15 protein-coding genes are annotated in these 17,462 nt (G+C 64.1%); 8 read left to right on the plus strand and 7 right to left on the minus strand.

What is annotated here, in order from left to right; genetic code table 11:
* Positions 1-171: 171 nt before the first annotated feature.
* On the minus strand, positions 172-3,156 hold the full coding sequence (locus VT84_RS14835) for a PAS domain-containing sensor histidine kinase (protein WP_162271711.1): 2,985 nt from the start codon (positions 3,154-3,156) through the stop codon (positions 172-174).
* A 293-nt stretch (positions 3,157-3,449) separates the two neighbouring features.
* On the opposite strand from VT84_RS14835, the gene VT84_RS14840 reads away from it, so the two are divergent.
* Positions 3,450-5,399: a UbiD family decarboxylase gene (locus VT84_RS14840; protein WP_082840096.1), complete on the plus strand. Its 1,950-nt coding sequence runs from the start codon at positions 3,450-3,452 to the stop codon at positions 5,397-5,399.
* A gap of 44 nt (positions 5,400-5,443) precedes the next feature.
* Here the strand turns inward: VT84_RS14840 and VT84_RS14845 are convergent, their stop codons facing one another.
* The 6 genes from VT84_RS14845 to VT84_RS14870 form a co-directional block, all read right to left on the minus strand.
* Positions 5,444-6,922, minus strand: a complete 1,479-nt coding sequence (locus tag VT84_RS14845; RefSeq protein ID WP_082840097.1) for a protein kinase domain-containing protein — start codon at positions 6,920-6,922, stop codon at positions 5,444-5,446.
* A gap of 93 nt (positions 6,923-7,015) precedes the next feature.
* On the minus strand, positions 7,016-7,429 hold the full coding sequence (locus tag VT84_RS14850; protein ID WP_082840098.1) for a type II toxin-antitoxin system VapC family toxin: 414 nt from the start codon (positions 7,427-7,429) through the stop codon (positions 7,016-7,018).
* Positions 7,426-7,713, minus strand: coding sequence for a hypothetical protein (locus tag VT84_RS14855; protein ID WP_082840099.1), 288 nt, complete (start codon positions 7,711-7,713; stop codon positions 7,426-7,428). The genes VT84_RS14850 and VT84_RS14855 overlap by 4 nt, the downstream gene beginning before the upstream one ends.
* Positions 7,714-7,810: 97 nt before the next feature.
* On the minus strand, positions 7,811-8,206 hold the full coding sequence (locus VT84_RS14860) for a hypothetical protein (protein ID WP_082838126.1): 396 nt from the start codon (positions 8,204-8,206) through the stop codon (positions 7,811-7,813).
* 242 nt (positions 8,207-8,448) lie between these two features.
* Complete coding sequence (locus VT84_RS14865; protein WP_082840100.1) at positions 8,449-8,625, minus strand: transposase; 177 nt, start codon at positions 8,623-8,625, stop codon at positions 8,449-8,451.
* Between the two features lie 77 nt (positions 8,626-8,702).
* Positions 8,703-9,020 (minus strand): hypothetical protein, encoded by a 318-nt coding sequence (locus tag VT84_RS14870; protein ID WP_082840101.1) that lies wholly within the window; start codon positions 9,018-9,020, stop codon positions 8,703-8,705.
* A gap of 153 nt (positions 9,021-9,173) precedes the next feature.
* On the opposite strand from VT84_RS14870, the gene VT84_RS14875 reads away from it, so the two are divergent.
* The 7 genes from VT84_RS14875 to VT84_RS14905 all read left to right on the plus strand — a co-directional run bounded on the left by VT84_RS14875 (position 9,174) and on the right by VT84_RS14905 (position 17,167).
* Positions 9,174-11,696 carry a DUF1549 domain-containing protein gene (locus VT84_RS14875; RefSeq protein WP_082840102.1) on the plus strand — a complete coding sequence of 841 codons (2,523 nt, stop codon included), beginning with the start codon at positions 9,174-9,176 and terminating at the stop codon, positions 11,694-11,696.
* 86 nt (positions 11,697-11,782) lie between these two features.
* Complete coding sequence (locus VT84_RS14880) at positions 11,783-12,931, plus strand: TIGR02996 domain-containing protein (RefSeq protein WP_052557726.1); 1,149 nt, start codon at positions 11,783-11,785, stop codon at positions 12,929-12,931.
* A gap of 91 nt (positions 12,932-13,022) precedes the next feature.
* The gene (locus tag VT84_RS14885; protein WP_052557723.1) at positions 13,023-14,294 is read left to right on the plus strand and encodes a PQQ-binding-like beta-propeller repeat protein; all 1,272 of its coding nucleotides are present in this window, start codon (positions 13,023-13,025) and stop codon (positions 14,292-14,294) included.
* A 59-nt stretch (positions 14,295-14,353) separates the two neighbouring features.
* Positions 14,354-15,349 (plus strand): WD40/YVTN/BNR-like repeat-containing protein, encoded by a 996-nt coding sequence (locus tag VT84_RS14890; protein WP_082840103.1) that lies wholly within the window; start codon positions 14,354-14,356, stop codon positions 15,347-15,349.
* A gap of 64 nt (positions 15,350-15,413) precedes the next feature.
* Positions 15,414-16,145 (plus strand): TIGR02996 domain-containing protein, encoded by a 732-nt coding sequence (locus VT84_RS14895; RefSeq protein WP_162271712.1) that lies wholly within the window; start codon positions 15,414-15,416, stop codon positions 16,143-16,145.
* A 99-nt stretch (positions 16,146-16,244) separates the two neighbouring features.
* Positions 16,245-16,670 (plus strand): hypothetical protein, encoded by a 426-nt coding sequence (locus VT84_RS14900; RefSeq protein ID WP_082840105.1) that lies wholly within the window; start codon positions 16,245-16,247, stop codon positions 16,668-16,670.
* A 209-nt stretch (positions 16,671-16,879) separates the two neighbouring features.
* Positions 16,880-17,167 carry a hypothetical protein gene (locus VT84_RS14905; protein ID WP_052557716.1) on the plus strand — a complete coding sequence of 96 codons (288 nt, stop codon included), beginning with the start codon at positions 16,880-16,882 and terminating at the stop codon, positions 17,165-17,167.
* The last annotated feature ends 295 nt before the right edge of the window (positions 17,168-17,462 follow it).

The raw sequence follows: 17,462 nt of genomic DNA on the forward strand, positions 1-17,462 counted from the left end.
CTGTACAGAGATACGGGAGGGCGGCACCACGTTGGTGCCGCCCTCACTATTTCCTAACTCGAGTTGGTTCGTTTTACTTCCGCGCGTGGCGTTTGTGCTCGTCAACGCGCAGACCGTTACGCGCTCTTCTACTTTGACCGCAAACTGAATCGTTTGGATCTGCTCGTTTCATCAACCGACGGGTTGGGGCGTGATCGTGAGTGCGGCACGCACGGCGGCGACCAACTCCTGCGGCCGGTACGGTTTGCTGAGTAACCCCTGCGACCCGTCGAGTTCGGCCAGATCATCGGCGGAATATCCTGTCGAGAACAGCACGCGCACGCTCGGATCAATGCGGATCATGTGTCGCGAGGCGTCGCTGCCCGACATGCGCGGCATGGTCACGTCCAGAATCACCAGCGCGATGTCCGCGAACTCGCGCTGGAAGGTTTCGACCGCTTCCTGACCGTCCTCGGCGGTAATCACCCGGTACCCGGCCCGCGTGAGAACCGCAGTGCCCAGGTCGCGGATCATCTGTTCGTCGTCCACCAGGAGAATCGTTGCCGGGGTGGGGGCGCTCGGGGCGCGTACCGGACCGGACGCGCTCGGGGCGAGTGCCGGGAACGGGGTCGGGATCGGGATCGGCAGCGGTGTGCGCGAGTGGGCGCGCGACGGCGTGGTCATCAGTTCGGACATGGGCAGGTTCAGTTCGATCCGGGTTCCGATGCCGGGGTTGGAGTAGATCTCGATCCAGCCGTGGTGCTGTTTCACGATGCCGTGGACCATCGGCAGCCCCAACCCGGTCCCCTTACCGATCGCTTTGGTCGTGAAGAACGGTTCAAACAGGCGCGCCTGGACCTCGGGCGTCATCCCGGTGCCGGTATCGGACACGGCGAGCCGGACGTAGCGCCCCGGGCGCACGTCGTCCCAACCGGCCGGGCGCACGTCGTTGTCGTGGAGGTTGATCGGTTCGGCCGTGAACGTGAGCGTGCCGCCGTCGGGCATCGCGTCGCGGGCGTTCAGCCCCAGGTTCATAACGGCCTGAACGAGCAGCGTCGGGTCGGCGTGGACCGGGGGGCAATCGGGGTCGATCTCGATCGCCAGGTGGATGCGCGGGTCCACTGTGTGCCGCAGGAGCGCCATCACCTCGCCCAGCGCGTCGCGCGGCTCGACCGGCGCGAACACGAGTTGGTTGCGGCGGGCGTACCCCAGGAGCTTGCGGGTCAGGTCGGCCGCGCGTGCCGCGGCCTGTTCCACAGCCGTTAGCAGGGGGCGGTTCGGGTCGTGGTCCGGCAGGCGCACCAGGGACAGGTTCCCCAGCACGGCCGTGAGCAGGTTGTTGAAGTCGTGCGCCACGCCCCCGGCCATTTGGCCGATGGCCTCCATCTTCTGGGCCTGGCGCAACTGATCTTCCAGCAGCCGGCGCTCGGTCACGTTGACGGAGACGCCCAGGCCGTACTCGTACTCGCCCGCGGCGTTGCGGACCGCGGCGAACGACAGCTCGGCCCACATGATTTGCCCGTCGGGGCGGATGTACCGTTTCGAGTAGCTGAACCGGTCCCGGGTTCCGGTCCGCACCTCGTCCATCAGAACTTGTTGCTCGGCGAGGTCGTCCGGGTGCGTGATGCTCGCGGGCGTGAGCTGGAGTACCTCGGGAACGGTGCGCCCGAGCATGGCCGCGAACGCCGGGTTGCACGAAACAAACAGCCCCTCGGCGTTGGTGAGCGACACGCCCGCGGAGGTGCTCTCGAAGATCCCGCGGAACAGTTCCTCGCTGCGGCGCAGTTCTTCTTCCGCTTTGCGCCGCTCGGTCACGTCGTTCACGAGGGCCAGTTTGACCCCGCGCCCCTCCAGGCTCAGGGCGAACGACGACACCTCGACGTTGATGAGCGCCCCGGTCCGGGTCCGGTGGCGCCGGATCGCGGGCGGACCGTCGGGCAGGCTGCTGTCACCGACCGACGCGAGCGAGTAACTCACGTCGTCCGCCAGGCGGATGTCGGGCACCGTAAGGGTCAGGAACTCGTCGCGCGTGTACCCGTACTTGCGGATCGCGGCCTCGTTGACCGCGAGGATGCGGAGCGTCTGGGTGTCGTACACGAACACCGGGTGCGGCACCGCCCGGAACAACTGCCGGTAGCGCTCTTCGCTCCGGCGCAGTGCGTCTTCGGCTGCTTTGAGTGCGGAAATATCGAGCGCCACGGTGACCACCCCGCGGGCACCGGCCGGTTCGCTGTCGACCCCGTCGGGCATCCACAGCGGGGCCTTACTCGTCAGCCACGGGCGCCCGTCGCCGATCGGGGCCGGGTAGCGCGCCTCGAACTGGACCGGGCGACAGGTGGACATCACCTCGCGGTCCCGCTCGACCGTCACCGCGCCGTAGGTCGCGTCGACCAGTTCGGCCGCGGTTCGGCCGACCGCGTCCTCGGGCGTTACGCCCAGAAGTTCCGCTTGGAACTGGTTCATCACCAGGTACCGGCTGTCCCGGTCCTTGGCGCTGATCGGTCCGGGGAACGCATCGATAATGGCGCGGAGCAACTGGCCCGTTTGCCGCGCCCGGCGCTCGGCCGATTTCCGCCGGTCGATGTCGCGCTGGATCATCACCCAGTGGGACAGGTTGCCGTCCGGGTCCGGGACCGGGACCGCGCTCAGGTCCACCCAGAACGGGGTGCCGTCTTTGCGGTAGTTGCGCAGTTCCACGCGCAGGGGCGTGCCCGCGGCCATCGCCGCCCCCAGACGCGCGAGTGTGTCGGGGTCGGACCCGGCGCCACGGAGCATGTAGAGCGAGCGCCCGATCACGTCGGCGCGCGCGTACCCGGTGAGCCGGCAGAACGCATCGTTCACGTACATCACGGACCGCCCCGGTCCGTTGCCGGGCGTCGCCTCGACGATGGCCACCGCGTCGTGCGCGTGGACCACGGCCGATTCGAGCAACCGGAGGCGCGTGTCGGATTCCGAGAGCGTATCGTGCGGTCCGGTGTTCATTACCGGGCGCGCTACGGGTGCGGGGCGCTTGGCCCACCACCCCAGAACTGCTGCAACGAGTACGAGCACCCCGACGAGTGGGCCGGTGATCGGTTGGGGGACGGCGGTCGCACACACCGCGGCCCCGCCGGCCGTCGCGGCCACGAGGATCGCGGGGAGCCACGGGAATGGTTTATTGGGCGGTGAAAATGTCACTCGACGATCCAGGCGGAGTTCGGTTCGCGGGGCACGCGACCAAGTTGGGCGAAACCCGGGGTCGGGTTCATACGCTACCATAAGCCCGAACCGGGCCGGTTCCAAACGTTCGGGGTGGGAAACATACGGCCCCTGTTCGGGTCGGTTCAGGAATCTTCTGAAATGGGCCGGAATCGTTAGTAACCGGGACGAAATGTCCGCGCCGGGCGCGAATTCACGGTGTTGCCTGGGGTTATCCCGAAGCGGTTTGTTATCTGTTTCCGCCCGCGCCGGTCTCTGCGAGTCGAGTATCGATGGGCCACCGTAACCTCTCTGCTGCTGTTGCCGATTTGGAGCGCGCCGGGCACCTCGTCCGCATCGAACGAGAGATCGACCCGCACTTAGAAGCGGCCGAGATCCAGCGGCGCGTTTATGCGACCGGGGGACCGGCGATCTACTTCGCGCGCACGAAGGGTTCGCCGTTTCCGATGGTGTCGAATCTGTTTGGTACAGTCGAACGCGCCCGGTTCCTTTTCCGCGACGCGCTCGACGATGTGCGCAAGCTCGTGGAACTGAAAACGGATCCCGCGAACGCCCGCAAGCGTCCGTGGCGGTACTGGAACCTGCCTCTTTTGGCGTGGCGCTTGCGCCCCAAGTTCGTGCGCTCCGGGCCGATCCTCAAGCACACCACGACCGTTTCGCAACTCCCGCAATTGAAGTGTTGGCCGCTCGATGGCGGGGCATTCGTGACGCTCCCCCAAGTGTACACCGAGCACCCGGACACCCCCGGTTGGATGAAGTCGAACCTCGGAATGTACCGCGTGCAGTTGAGCGGCAACGAGTTCGAGCCGGACCGCGAAGTGGGGCTGCACTACCAGATCCACCGCGGCATCGGCGCGCACCACGCGGCGGCGGTTCGGCGCGGGGAGCGCTTGCGCGTGAACGTGATCGTGGGCGGACCGCCCGCGCTGGCGGTCGCGGCCGTGATGCCGCTACCCGAAGGGCTGCCGGAACTGGCGTTCGCGGGCGCGCTGGGAGGGCGCAGGCTCACGATGGTACGACCTAACCCCCCAACCCCCTTCCCTAAGAAGGAAGGGGGCTTTGAATGCCCCTCTCCCCTTGGGGGAGGGGTTGGGGAGGGGTTCTCTCTCCCCCTTCCCGCAGAGGCCGATTTCGTCATTTCGGGGTGGATCGACCCGACGCGGACGAAGCCGGAGGGACCGTTCGGCGATCACCTCGGCTACTACAGTCTGACGCACGACTTCCCCGTCATGACGGTGGACGCGGTGTACCACCGACCCGGGGCAATCTGGCCTTTTACGGTGGTCGGTCGGCCCCCACAGGAAGACACGACCTTCGGCGAGCTGATTCACGAATTGACCGGCCCGGTCATCCCCACTGTCATTCCCGGCCTACACGCGGTCCACGCGGTGGATGCCGCGGGGGTTCATCCGCTGCTGCTCGCGATCGGCTCGGAGCGGTACGTTCCGTATGCCGGCACCCGGCGCCCGCAGGAACTACTCACGCTCGCGAACGCGGTTCTGGGGCAGGGGCAGTTGTCGCTCGCCAAGTATCTGTTCATCGTGGCGAAGGAAGACAATCCCGACCTCGACATCCACGATATCGGGGCGTTTTTGCGCCACCTGCTCGAACGCTTCGACCCGGAAACGGACCTGCACTTCCAGACGCGGACGACGATTGACACGCTCGATTACTCGGCGGGCTTGGGGCTGAACGCGGGGAGCAAGCTCGTAATTGCCGCTGCCGGTCCCGCTCGGCGCACGCTCGGGGCGACTGTGCCCGTGAACCTGAGCCTGCCCCACGGGTTCGCCGATCCGCGGCTCGTGATGCCAGGAGTATTGGCCATTTCAGGGCCGAAGTGTGGTGCGCGAAATGGGGCCGGTGGAATAGACGAAGACCCAGACATTGCTCAACTTTTAACTTCTCTGAACGCCGCGTTTCGTGCTTCACATTCCGCATTTGAAGGGCTTCCCGTTATCGTCGTGGTCGATGACAGCGAATTCGTCGCGCGCACGCTGAATAACTTCTTGTGGGCTGTGTTCACGCGCTCCGATCCCGCGACCGACGTCCACGGTGTGGAGGCGTCCACGCGACACAAGCACTGGGGGTGCCGCGGCCCGCTCGTCATCGACGCGCGACTGAAACCGCACATGCCGCCCCCACTTGACGCGGACCCGGCCGTTACCCGGCGCGTGGATGCACTGTTCGCACGCGGGGGACCACTCAGTGGACTGGAGAAATAACGGGCGGCATCCACCGTTAAGGCGAGTGTCCAATTGCGCCACGATCAGCGCTGGATTTTGCACTTCGGCAGTGCCTTTTGAACGGCGTCGATCGCAGCGGAGGTGAGCTTCGGGCAGTCGGTCAGTTCGAGCGTGCGGAGGTGCGTAAGACCGTACACGTTAACCAACCCGGCGTCGGTGATGTTGGGGCACGCGCGCAAGAACAGTTGCCGTAAGTGAGTGAAGTTTTTGAGTTGTGTTAAACCGGCGTCTGTGACACCGGCGCAGTACGACAGATTTAGGTAATAGAGCGAGCGCAGCCCGCCCAAAACGGCGAGCGCGGCCACATCCTTTTCGGTCGCGGTGGACTTGATCGAGAACCGGTACAATTCGCCGGTCGCGAGCCGCACCTCTGCGGGCGTGGTCGCGACGATGCGCCATTCGACTCCGGACTTGCCGGCCGGGCGCGAGTACCAGCGCCCGCGCGCGGGGACGTCGAGCATTTGCGTCACAATGGACCCGCTCGAGTCCGAGGCGTTGGGTACCTCGAGTTCTTCCGTCGGGTCGTCACGCGACTCGCCCGGGTTTGGGGCCGGCGAGCGCGAGACCGTTTTCTTTTGCAGCAGAGCCGTGAGCTTTGCTTCCCACTCGGTCGCGTCCTTGGGGCGCCGTTCCGGGTCGAACGCCACGCTCCGCACGATGAGCGCCGCCAGTTCCACGGGGATCTTCAGCGCGCGCAACTCGGCCGCGGCGTCCGGGCCGGGGATGGCGGTCAGGTCGCTGAGCATCATCTGGTACGCCAGGACGCCGATCGCGAACACGTCGTCGCGCGGGTTCGGAGGGCTGCCGAAAAGCTGCTCCTGGGGCGCGTAGCGCGAACTCCCCATCGCCCGGAGGAGCGTCGGCACGCGGGCCAGGATGCTGGTGTTGGCTTCCGGCCGATCGGACTGGGCCGCTTCCGCGGCCACACCGCCGATGCCGAAGTCGGTGATGCGCGGAACGCCCTGCGACATCAGCACGTTCTGCGGCTTCAGGTCGCGGTGAACGAGCGGCGGGGTGAGTTGGTGGAACTTGGCCATCGCGCTGGCGATGGTGTGGAGCACGCGCACGGTCCGACCGAGCCGGCGCGGGGCCGGAAGTTTACTCCATTCCTCGACCGCCTCGGCCAGCGTGCCGCCCTCGACGAACTCGTACATGAGCCAGGGAATATCCCCGCTGAGGTTGCACTCGAGTAGTGGGACGATGTTCGGGTGGTCGCCGTGCTTCATCACGCGCGCGACAACGGTCCGCTCGTGGGTAACGAGTTGGTGCCGGGCGGTCGGGTCGGTGCAGAACTTGACGGCGGCCACGCCCTTGCGCTCGTGCCGGGCGAGCCAGACCTCACCGAACCCGCCGCCCCCGAGCCACCGTTCTAGGACCCACATTTCCAGATTGGGTAACGGATCACCGGGCGCGAACCGGGTACGGACCTCCGCTTGAGGAATGTCGAGGGGCGCGGGTTCAGGCACTGTATCGGTCGGGGGCCGGTCACCGGTGTCGCTCATGGCGGCTCTCGGTCGGAAGGAAGCCCCAGGATAACACACCCGAAAGCGGTATGGAACCAGTCGACAGGGCCACACTGCGGAACGAATACCGTATTAAGTAACTGCTGCCCAATTCACAACATTCAATCGCGGGATCGCAGACAAATCCGAGTCCGAAGTAACAACTGTGCAGCCGCCGAGTGCTAGTGCGATTGCGGCGATCATCAGGTCCACAGTTTGAATCGTGCGGCCGGTCCGCCGAAGCGCGGCGTACAAACGGCCGTACTCACGAGCAGCTTCCGCGGTGAAAGGCCACAGACGGAAGAGGCCGATATTTCGGTTTAACACGTCCATGTTGACGTCACGGGTCGCGCTATATTCAATCCCCGCACAGAGTTCCGCAAGCACCGGTATTCCACTGCCAATTTTGTGCCCGGCAAGCCGTGCCGCCCGAACCCGTTCGTGGACACCGCGCCGTCGGAACACACAATCCGCAACCGCATTGGTGTCCAACAAAAAGCGGCTCACGTGTTGTCCCCCGGCAGATTCGATGCGAGCCGATCAAACGCCGCAGAATCGGTGCGCTTTTGTTCTACACGCACGGTCTGCCACGCGGCCTCTTCCTCGGATGGCATCTGAAGAGGCTGGATCGCGTCGAATGCCGCGACCCAGCGCGCGATCGCTTCAGGATCGTCGGATTGCTCGTCACCGATTGTTCCTGGTGGATCGGCTTGAGAACACACGAGTTCTTCGACCTTCCGTTCCAATGATTCGATCCGAGCGGCGAGCACCGCGAGCGTCAGTTCCGGCATGGCGGCCTCCGTTATGCACCTCGACTGGTTGCGCCATTTTAACAGACCGGCCGCAAAGCGCTAGCCCGCTCGCACGGAGAGTGACGCAATCTAAGGACTACCGGACAAAACCCGATCGTAAGAGGATCACGCAAGCCGCCATCTGGCACCAGCCGAGGTAGTTGCGCGCGTTGCGGTCGCGCCGCCTGCGGACCCGGCCGAACTGGGCGAAGAAGTTGTGACACCGCTCGACGGCGTTGCGCACCTTGCCGACTCCGGGGCGCTTCTGACCACGGCCGGGAGCGTACAACCGGAACCCCTGGGAACCGGCTCGGCCCCGCGACGGTTCGTTCCCGTATGCACCGTCCGCTCGGGCGGTTGGTCGGCCCCGCTCGTCGGTCGTGTCGGTCGGCACCTCCGGGGCCGGCGCACGAACGACCAGGGCCGCCAGCACCTTGTGGGTCTGGCAGCCGTCGTTGGCCCCGGCTTTGGTGACTACGACCGCCAGGGGCATGGCTCGCGCGTCGCTCGCTATGTGGATCGCCGTGCCCGACTTGCCGCGATCAACCGGACTCGGCCCCGAAGCTTCGCCCCCTTTTCCGACGGCTTCTTGGACCCGTCGAGGAGGATCTGGTCCCAGTTGATCCCGTGCAACCGCTGGTACCGCTCGGCCAGTTGTTGCCACGCCCGAAGAAACGCATCCTCGCGGAGCCAGTCCTTGAGTCGGCGTTGGACCGTCTTGTACGACGGGAAGCATCACGGGAGCAACTCCCAACTAATGCCCGAGGCCAGGACGTACAACAGCGCGTGAAGGCATTCCCGATTGCCGCACGGCGGGCGACCGTTGCCGGACCAAACCTTGGTCGGCAGGACCGGCTCAAAGACCGCCCAGATGCCTTCCGGTAGTTCGCGGGCCAGATCCTTCAGTTGCATGGACCGAATCCTGAGCAGAATGGGTGCCGATCAGGATAGGCGACTTCGTAGTTTTGTCCGGTAGTCCTAATCAATTCTCAGTGGTCGATTTGGAACCACTCGCTCCCGCTCGCTTCGTACTTGGTGTAGAGATCGTCCGTGTCTACCGGTGCGGTCGCAATTCCTTGCTGGGTCAATGCTTCGGTCACTGCGGTTGTGGCGCCTACTTCCACCATGTATTGGCGCGACACGCGACCACCGGTCGAGTCGAAGTGCTTCGCTTCTGCGTACACGGCTTCATACGTATCGGGCAGCGTGCGGATGACGTGTGACCAGAACGCGGTGAGCCGCGCCTTGAACGCGCTCTCGGTTTCGCCCGCTTCGGCAATCAGTGTGAGGCACAGGTACTCGCTCATGGTGTCGGTCCGCGTTTGGGAGTGTCTCCTCGCTTTCTATTGCTCCCACTTGCACTGTGGCTTCACGTAAGCGACAATCACACCAACCTGCCACGAACACTCCGCCGAACGTCCGCACCCACCGATCGCTACCCCAATCGAGGGTCTCATCCCATGCCGAAGCACGTCCAACTTTGGGCCGCTCTCCTCGCCTTTGTTGCGACGCAAGGGGTTACAACCCGGGCCGGCGCCGCCGAAATCAACCCGTCTGATGTGAAGAGTCTCGCGGTTCACCCGGCAAAAGTGGCCCTGACCGGGGCCGACGACGCGACGCAGTTCGTCGTGACGGGCACTCTGGCCGACGGGCGTCTGGTGGATCTCACTCCCGACGCGACTTACGCCGTTGCCGACGGGAAATTGGCTACCGTGCTTGCCGGCGGGCGCGTCGTTCCGCGTGCGAACGGTTCGTCGGAGGTGGTGGTGACGTTCGGCGGGCAGACCGCGCGGGTACCTCTCGGGGTCAAGAGCCTGGGCGAGAACTTGCCGCTGAATTTCACGAATCAGGTGGTGCCGATCTTCACGAAGCTCGGGTGCAACTCTGGCGGCTGCCACGGCAAACTCGCGGGACAGAACGGTTTTCGGCTGTCGCTGCTCGGGTTCGAGCCGGACCTCGACTTCATGACACTCGTGAAAGAGGCACGCGGTCGGCGGCTGTTCCCTGCGAACCCGGACGCGAGCCTCTTTCTGATGAAGGCGACCGGGCGGGTGCCGCACGGCGGCGGTAAGAAGATGGACCCCGATTCGGACGAGTACAAACTCGTGCGGCGCTGGATCGCGGCCGGAATGCCGTGGGGCGATGAGAAAGACCCCAAAGTCACCAAGATCAGCGTGTACCCCGAGCACCGCGTGCTGAGCCGGCAGAGCAAGCAGCAGTTCGCGGTGTACGCGCACTACACCGACGGCACAGTCGAGGACATCACGCGCCGGGCACAATACGAGAGCAACGATCCGGAAATCGCCACGGTCGAAGAGCGCGGGCTGGTTCGCACGCTCGCCATGAGTGGCGAAGCCGCGGTGATGGCCCGGTACCAGGGGATGGTTGCGGTGTTCCGCGCCACGGTGCCGCTCGGCGTGAAGACACCCGAGTGGTCTTTTGCTGAGAAAACCGTGGTCGATAAGTTCACGGCCAAAAAGTGGAAGGAACTCGGGCTGGTTCCTTCTGAACTGTGCAGCGACGAGCAGTTCATCCGGCGCGTGTCGATCGATATCACCGGATCGTTGCCCTCGCCCAAGGACGTGCTCGCGTTCGCCGCGGACCCGGACCCGGCGAAGCGCGATAAGCTGGTCGACAAGCTCCTCGATTCGTCGGAGTACGCCTATTACTTCGCGAACAAGTGGGCCGACATCCTCCGCGTGAAGCGCCGGCAACAATCGGATCGGGCGCCGGGCACGTTCGCGTTCCACGAATGGATTCGCGAACAGGTCGCTGCGGATACGCCGTACAGCGACTTCGCGCGGGCGATCATCGCGTCCAGTGGCGACGAGCGCAAGAGTCCGCCGACCGTGTGGTACAAGGAGGTCGAGAAGGCCGAGCAGTTCGTGGACGACGTGAGCCAGGTGTTTTTGGGGCAGCGGCTGGCGTGCGCGAACTGTCACCACCACCCCTACGAAAAGTGGTCGCAGGACGATTACTGGGGGCTGGCCGCGTTCTACGGCCGGGTGGGGCGCAAAGAGGTTCGCGTGCCCAGTGCCGACCCGAACCGCCAGGACAACCGAGTTCAAACGATCTACATCCGAACCACTGGGAACGTACAGAACAAGCGCACGCAGAAGCCCGCCGAGCCGAAGCCGCTCGACGCGGACCCGATGGCTGTTTCCACCGACGACGACCCGCGGCAGAAGCTCGTGGACTGGATGGTGGATACGAAGAACCCGTTCTTCGCGAAGACGGTGGCGAACCGGTACTGGGCGCACTTCTTCGGGCGCGGGATCGTCGACCCGCTCGACGACATGCGGATCACCAACCCGCCCTCGAACCCCGAACTGCTCGATGCGCTCGCGAAGAACTTGGTCGACAACAAGTACAGCCTCAAGGTGCTCATCAAAACGATCTGCAAGAGCCGGACGTACCAACTGAGCAGCGCGCCGAACGACTTCAACAAGCACGACAAGCAGACCTACGCCCGCTATTACCCACGGCGCCTCCAGGCGGAAGTGCTGCTCGACGCGCTGTGCCAGGTGACCGACAGCCCGTCGCGGTTCAACGGGCTGCCGGCGGACAAGAACGCCCCGAACCGGGCGATCATGCTGCCGGACGAGTCGTTCCAGTCGTACTTCCTGGACGTGAACGGGCGGCCCCAGCGCATCAGTGCGTGCGAGTGCGAGCGCGTGAGCGAAGCGAACCTCGCGGCCGTGCTGCACATGCTCAACAGCGACGAGGTGGAGGGCAAGATCAAGCGCGACGGCGGGCGCGTGGACGCGCTCACCCGAGCGGACGACAAGCGATCGGACGAAGAGAAGGTAGCGGACCTGTTCCTGTGGGCGTTCGCCCGCAAGCCAACAAAAGACGACCTCGACGGGGCCATCGAGCACATCAAGAAACTCGAAGCCAAGGGGGGCGCTGTGGGCAAGAAGACCGCCTACGAGAACATCCTCTGGGCGCTGGTGAACACCAAGGAGTTCTGGTTCAACCAGTAATGCGTTCCGGCGCTGATGTGGTAACTTGAAAGGCCCGGGGGACGTCCGTCCCCCGGGCCTTTCTTTATGCGGTGGGGTGAATCGCGATGTCTACCGAAACGGCGCTTCTCCACGCGATCACTGCGAACCGCAGCGACAACACCGCGCGCCTCGCATTCGCCGATTGGCTCGATGAGAACGGTGAACCGGACCGCGCCGCATACCTGCGACTCCAGGTCGAACTCGTCCGCGAGTGGTGGTACGACAAGCCCTGTACCGAGCTTTACGCGCGTATGGCGGAACTCGCAGGCCGCATCGATCCCGCTTGGCTCGCGGCGGTGCGCCGCTGTACTACACCCGCGCCGCCAGTGAACGTGGAGGAGGCGCTACCGGACCTGCGCGGCAAGGCGAAGACCGCCGTGAGGCTCCACCCGCGTCCGGGTGAAGCGCCGGTCGATGCGAGCAAGATCGGCGGAATGTTTCTGTGGCCGAAGAATGAACCGTGGCCGGTCTGCCCGATTCACGACAGCATCCCGTATGTGACCGCGTTGCAACTTCGCAAAGAGGATGTGCCCGAACTCGGCTTTCCAACCGGCACGGACTTATTCCAACTGTTGTGGTGCCCGCAGGGACATGACGAAGACGATATGTACTGCCCGAAGCCGGCCGTCTACTGGCGCAAGCGCGCGAGCGTGAAGCGGACGCTTGCCGCCGCGCCTGAGCCGGCCGATGTCGAGTACGGGTACTTCCCGCGTCTGTGCGTGCTTTACCCCGAGCGCGTGACCGAGTACCCGGACCCGTTTGAGTTCCACCCTGCCGGGATTGGGTACGACATCGAAGGGAACAAAAGCCCAAACCTTTGCGCCGCTCTCGCGGTCGCTCAGAGTCAACCCGCAGCTCGAGAGCTTCGGCCTCCTGCTGGTGCAGATGACTTGTATCAATTCTGGCTCAGTACGACCGAGGGTACCAAAGTCGGCGGCTATCCAGACTGGGTTCAGGACTCGCACTACCCAAATTGCGGCTGCGGAGCCAAAATGGAACACCTTCTATCATTTGGAAGCTGGGAATGGGGTGGCAGTAACCGGGGGCGGTGGGTAGCGGTCGAAGACCGCCCTATCTTGAGTGCGGGGTTTCGTGAGCAAGAGTCGGTTCACCGCGCTCACGGATGCACTTTCGGCGACGCGGGAAGAATGTACGTTTTCGTGTGCCGCAACCACCGCGAACCTCACATCCGTGCTTTCATGCAGTGCAGTTAGCACCGCGGCGCCGGATCGTTGCTCCTCACCGAATCGGCGGGTACACTCGGTTGCGTTCCCGCCTGTTCTCTCCCCACTTCGAGTAACCGACATGCTCGCCTTGCGGTCAAGGCTCCTGGTGCTTCTCGTTTGCGTCGCGAGTGCGGGGGTTGCTACTGCCGCTGATTGGTCGGGGTGGCGCGGGTCGACCGGAATGGGCCAGACGGACGACAAGAACCTACCGCTCACCTGGAACGGCAAGACCGGCGAGAACGTGCGTTGGAAATCGCCGCTACCGGGCACCGAAGAGAAGGCCGCGCAGGATCAGAACCAGTCCAGCCCCATCGTGTACCGCGGGCGCGTGTTCGTCACCGTGAGCTACTGGCCCGGGAAGATCGACCCCAAACAGCAACCCGAGCACCACGTCGCGTGCTACCGCGCGGATGACGGCAAACGGCTCTGGGACGTGAAGATCGAACCGGGGCCGTGGACCTTCGCCGACCTCCGCGGCGGTTACACCGCGCCCACGCCCGCCGCGGACGACGATCGCGTCTATGTGGTGTTCGGGTCGTCCGTCATCGCGGCGCTCGATCGCGACGGCAAGCAGCTCTGGCGGAAGGAAATCAAACCATTCAAGTTCGATGTCGCGCTCGCGGCCAGTCCGGTACTCGTCGGCGACACAGTGGTGATGCAGTGCGACCAGACCGACAAACAGTCGCGGTTGATCGGCTTCGACCGCAAGACCGGCGACGTGAAATGGGAGCAACTTCGGCCGGCGCACGGTTTCGCACACAGCACGCCGGTGCTCGCGGACATCGGCGGGAAGAAACAGTTGCTCGTGGCCGCATCGAATGCGCTACAGGGTGTCGATCCCGGTACCGGCAAGGTGGTGTGGTCCTGTACCGCGAGCGGCGATACCGTCTCGCCTGTACTCGGTGGCGGGCTGGTGTACCTTGATAGCGGGCGCGGGGGAACCGGCGTCGCGGTCGATCCCACCGGTTCGGGCGACGTCACCAAAACCAATCTGAAGTGGAAGACCGGGACGATGCCCGAAGGGTACGGGTCGCCGGTCATCGTCGGCGAGCACCTGTACCGGTTACACTCGCCGGGGGTTCTGAAGTGCCTCAAACTCTCCAACGGCGAAGTGCTGTATAGCGAGGGGCTCGCGGGTGTTTCGATTCACGCGAGCCCGGTCGCGGCCCCGGGCGGGCGCGTCTACTTCGCGAGCGCCGGGAAGACGTTTGTCATCCAGGCCAGTGAGAAGTTCGAGGTGCTTTCGATCAACGATCTCGGCGACGACGCGCCCGCCTCCCCCGCGATCGCGGACGGCAAACTGTTTCTCAAGGGCCGCAAGATGCTGTACTGTGTCGGCACGAAGGAATAGCGGAAGACCCTACCCCCATCTCCTCTCTGTCAAGAGGGGAACACATCGGACCTGTCATCATGCGTTCGGCTCTCCTTGCGCTCACCTTTCTGGTGACACCCGCGGCACGCGCGGGCGAATGGCAACCGGTCGCGACCGAACTCCTCGCGCGCGAGAAGACGGGCTTCGGCGGACTGTCCGGAGTCGCGGTTGATCGTGACACCGGCACGCTGTTCGTGTGCCTCAGTGATCGCGGCGTGTTCCGCTCGACCGATTCGGGCAAAACCTGGGAGCGGCACGGCAAAGACGTACCGAAGGGCCGAACCGAGACGCCCGGTTGCCTGCAACTCGACCCCACCGGGAAGACCAAAAAGCTCCTGATGGCCACGGTGTACGGCGGGCCGGTCATCGTCGCGTCCACCGATCCCGCGACCGCGTGGCGCACGATGGACAAAAAGTGCGAACACGTCGATTGGTGCGCGGTCGACTGGACCGATCCGGAAACGAAGTTCGTGCTCGCCTTCAAGCACGAATCCGGCGGGCTTTTACTCCTCTCACGCGATGGTGGAAAGTCATTTTCCGAAGCCGGTAAGGGGTACGGGTTGGGGGCGTGGGTCTTCGACGCGGACACGGCCGTTGTCGCTCGCGAGAAATCGCGGCAGAAGGCGACTGGTGGAATCCTTCGCACCACGGACGGCGGGAAAACGTTCAGCCCTGTTTCCGAGCACAACCCGGTTTCCCTTCCCAAGCTCCAGGGCGACGCGCTGTTCTGGCTCGTCGAAGGCGCGCTGCTGATGGGCACGGAGAAAGGTGCGAAGTGGGAAAAGGTGAGCGACGTGAAGGACGCGCGCTACGGTCCCGTGTTCGGTCGGGACGCGAAACACCTGTTCGTGCTCACCACGGCCGGCGTCATCGAGAGCACCGACGCTGGCGTGTCGTGGGCGAAGCCCGTTGCCGTGCCGAAAGAGTTGAAAGGCGTTTCGACACTGACGTGGTTGGAGTACGACCCGAAAGGCGACGCGCTCTACGTGATGAAGATGGGATCGGATCTCTACAGGATGCCCCGCGGGAAGTAGATCGGCGGTCCCGAGGAACGCGCATCGCGTAAACTGCTCTGTGACGATCGACGGAGCGGTTGACGTGAACGAGCGCAGTGCCTTATTCGCAAACGTGCTAGAAAACCCATCGGATGACACCGCGCGCCTCGTTCTGGCCGACTGGCTCGACGAGCACGACGAAGACGTGTTTGGGCGGTTCTTGCGGGCCGGAGTCACCGCGTCGCGGTTCCGCGACGAAGCACTGATCGACGACCCCGATTACTATTCCGCGCTAGGCGACCTCGCCGCCGTGACCACGAGCGGGTGGCCCGCTTACTGGTTGTCGGAACTTGGAGTCGGCCCGAGGCCGCTCAACTTCGGCGATTGGGTATGGGACAACACCGCTGATCGGGTGACGGTCCGGATCGGGAGTGTGTCCGGGGTGTTTGCACGCGGACTGTTGTCCGAACTGATCGCGCCACTCGCGGACTGGTACGAACTCGTCCCGCGAGTGCTCGCCGCGTGGCCTCTGGAACGCGCCGAGGTCACCAACGCAGAGGGCTTGAGCTTTTCGATCGAAGCCCCCGCAATCGATCGCCCGTCGTGGCGCTTGATGGCCGCATTTACCGTTTCTCCGCGTCGGCACCGACTCCGGCGCCGAGGGGCACTACAACCCAACTCCGAAGAACCCTTGCGCCGACCGATTGCGCCGATGCGTTGGGACTGCCATCACACTTTCCCCAATCGCACGGACCTGGTTCAACACGTCGCGCCGGCGTCGATGGAACTGATGGGTCAGTTACGCGACGCGGTCGGCCCCGAGTGGCCGCTGTAAGCACCGCCATCGAATACACGCGGCGCAAACGGTCGTTACAACCGGACACATTTCATCGGCGTAGAATCGTCTCACTCAATTCTCATGAGAGGGCGTGAAATGATCGATCATCGAGTGCTTGCTATTGGCGTTGCGGTTGCGGTGCTGACCGGGCACGCTCACGCGCAACCGTCCGCGGTAGCGGCGGCCGACATCCCGGGGATGAAGTTGAACCATTACTTCACCCCGGACAAGAAGAATCACGAGCCGGACTTCACGTGGACGTTCACCAAATCTGAGTTCGTGATTAAAAAGGGTGCCGGGCCGATTCCCAAACACCTGATCGAAAAGTTGCTGCCCGAGGGCGTCACGGGTGACGAGATCACTGGCTCGTGGAAACTGAAGGACGGGAAGTTGGAACTGACCGATATTAAGGTCGGCGACAAGGCGGGGAAGAAGGACGTCAGCCTCCCAGTCTTCAAGACCGCACCGACCGTGGTGCGGGTTTGTGACCCCGATCAGTTCGTGTTCGGCGTGTCGCGGTGAAGTTCTGGCGACGAACAAATGAGAGAGTTCGGAAGGTGCTGGCGCAAGATTCTGTTCCATCCGAATAGGAACAGTTATTCTCGCGATTTACTTGGATTGCGAGTGTGGGACGGAGTTGCTAATTCCTGGTTTCGGGTATACACTTTCTTTGCCCGCCATCCTCTCTCGCCTTAACTGTCCGCCCATCACCCTGACAGCGAGCGTTCACAGTGCCCGTCCGTTCTACGACCCATTTTACCTGGCAAGTTTTACGAGCAGTCAAGCGTAGCAAGAAGGCGCCCGTTGGCCGCACCCTGCGGCTCGCCCCGACCGCGAAGACCAAGGACGGTTCGTTCCTGACAGCCCTGGTCGAAGAAGGGCTTCTTGCGCGTGCCACCGGTAACGCGACCGATCCGTTCGAGGCCACTTACGCGCTGACCGAAAAGGGACAGCACGCGGCCGAGTACGGTGAGTACGAGTTCCAACTGAAGCCGCGGGTGTCCGCGCCCCAGCGCTAATGCGGAGTCCGGGCCGCGCTTCCCTGTTAACTTGCGGAAGCGCGGCCCGTTCTTTGTGACGTCGTTGCCCCTATCTGTTGGCGGTGCAGGCTTCGTTCACGTTGCCGAACGAATTATGTTGGCTGGCGCATTTCTTCGCTAATCTAATCAGAACACCTTCTGTCTTTCAGCTTTCAATTCTTGATCCGGGGCGCGCCGGGTCTGAGTCGTTGCGATCAATCTCCTTCAGGCATTGCTGAGGTGACCGGGGATCGCCCGAACGGTGATCGTTATGGGCACGCTGGTTGCAACACTC

Origin of the sequence: Gemmata sp. SH-PL17 (genome assembly GCF_001610855.1) — a bacterium.
Taxonomy (GTDB): domain Bacteria; phylum Planctomycetota; class Planctomycetia; order Gemmatales; family Gemmataceae; genus Gemmata; species Gemmata massiliana.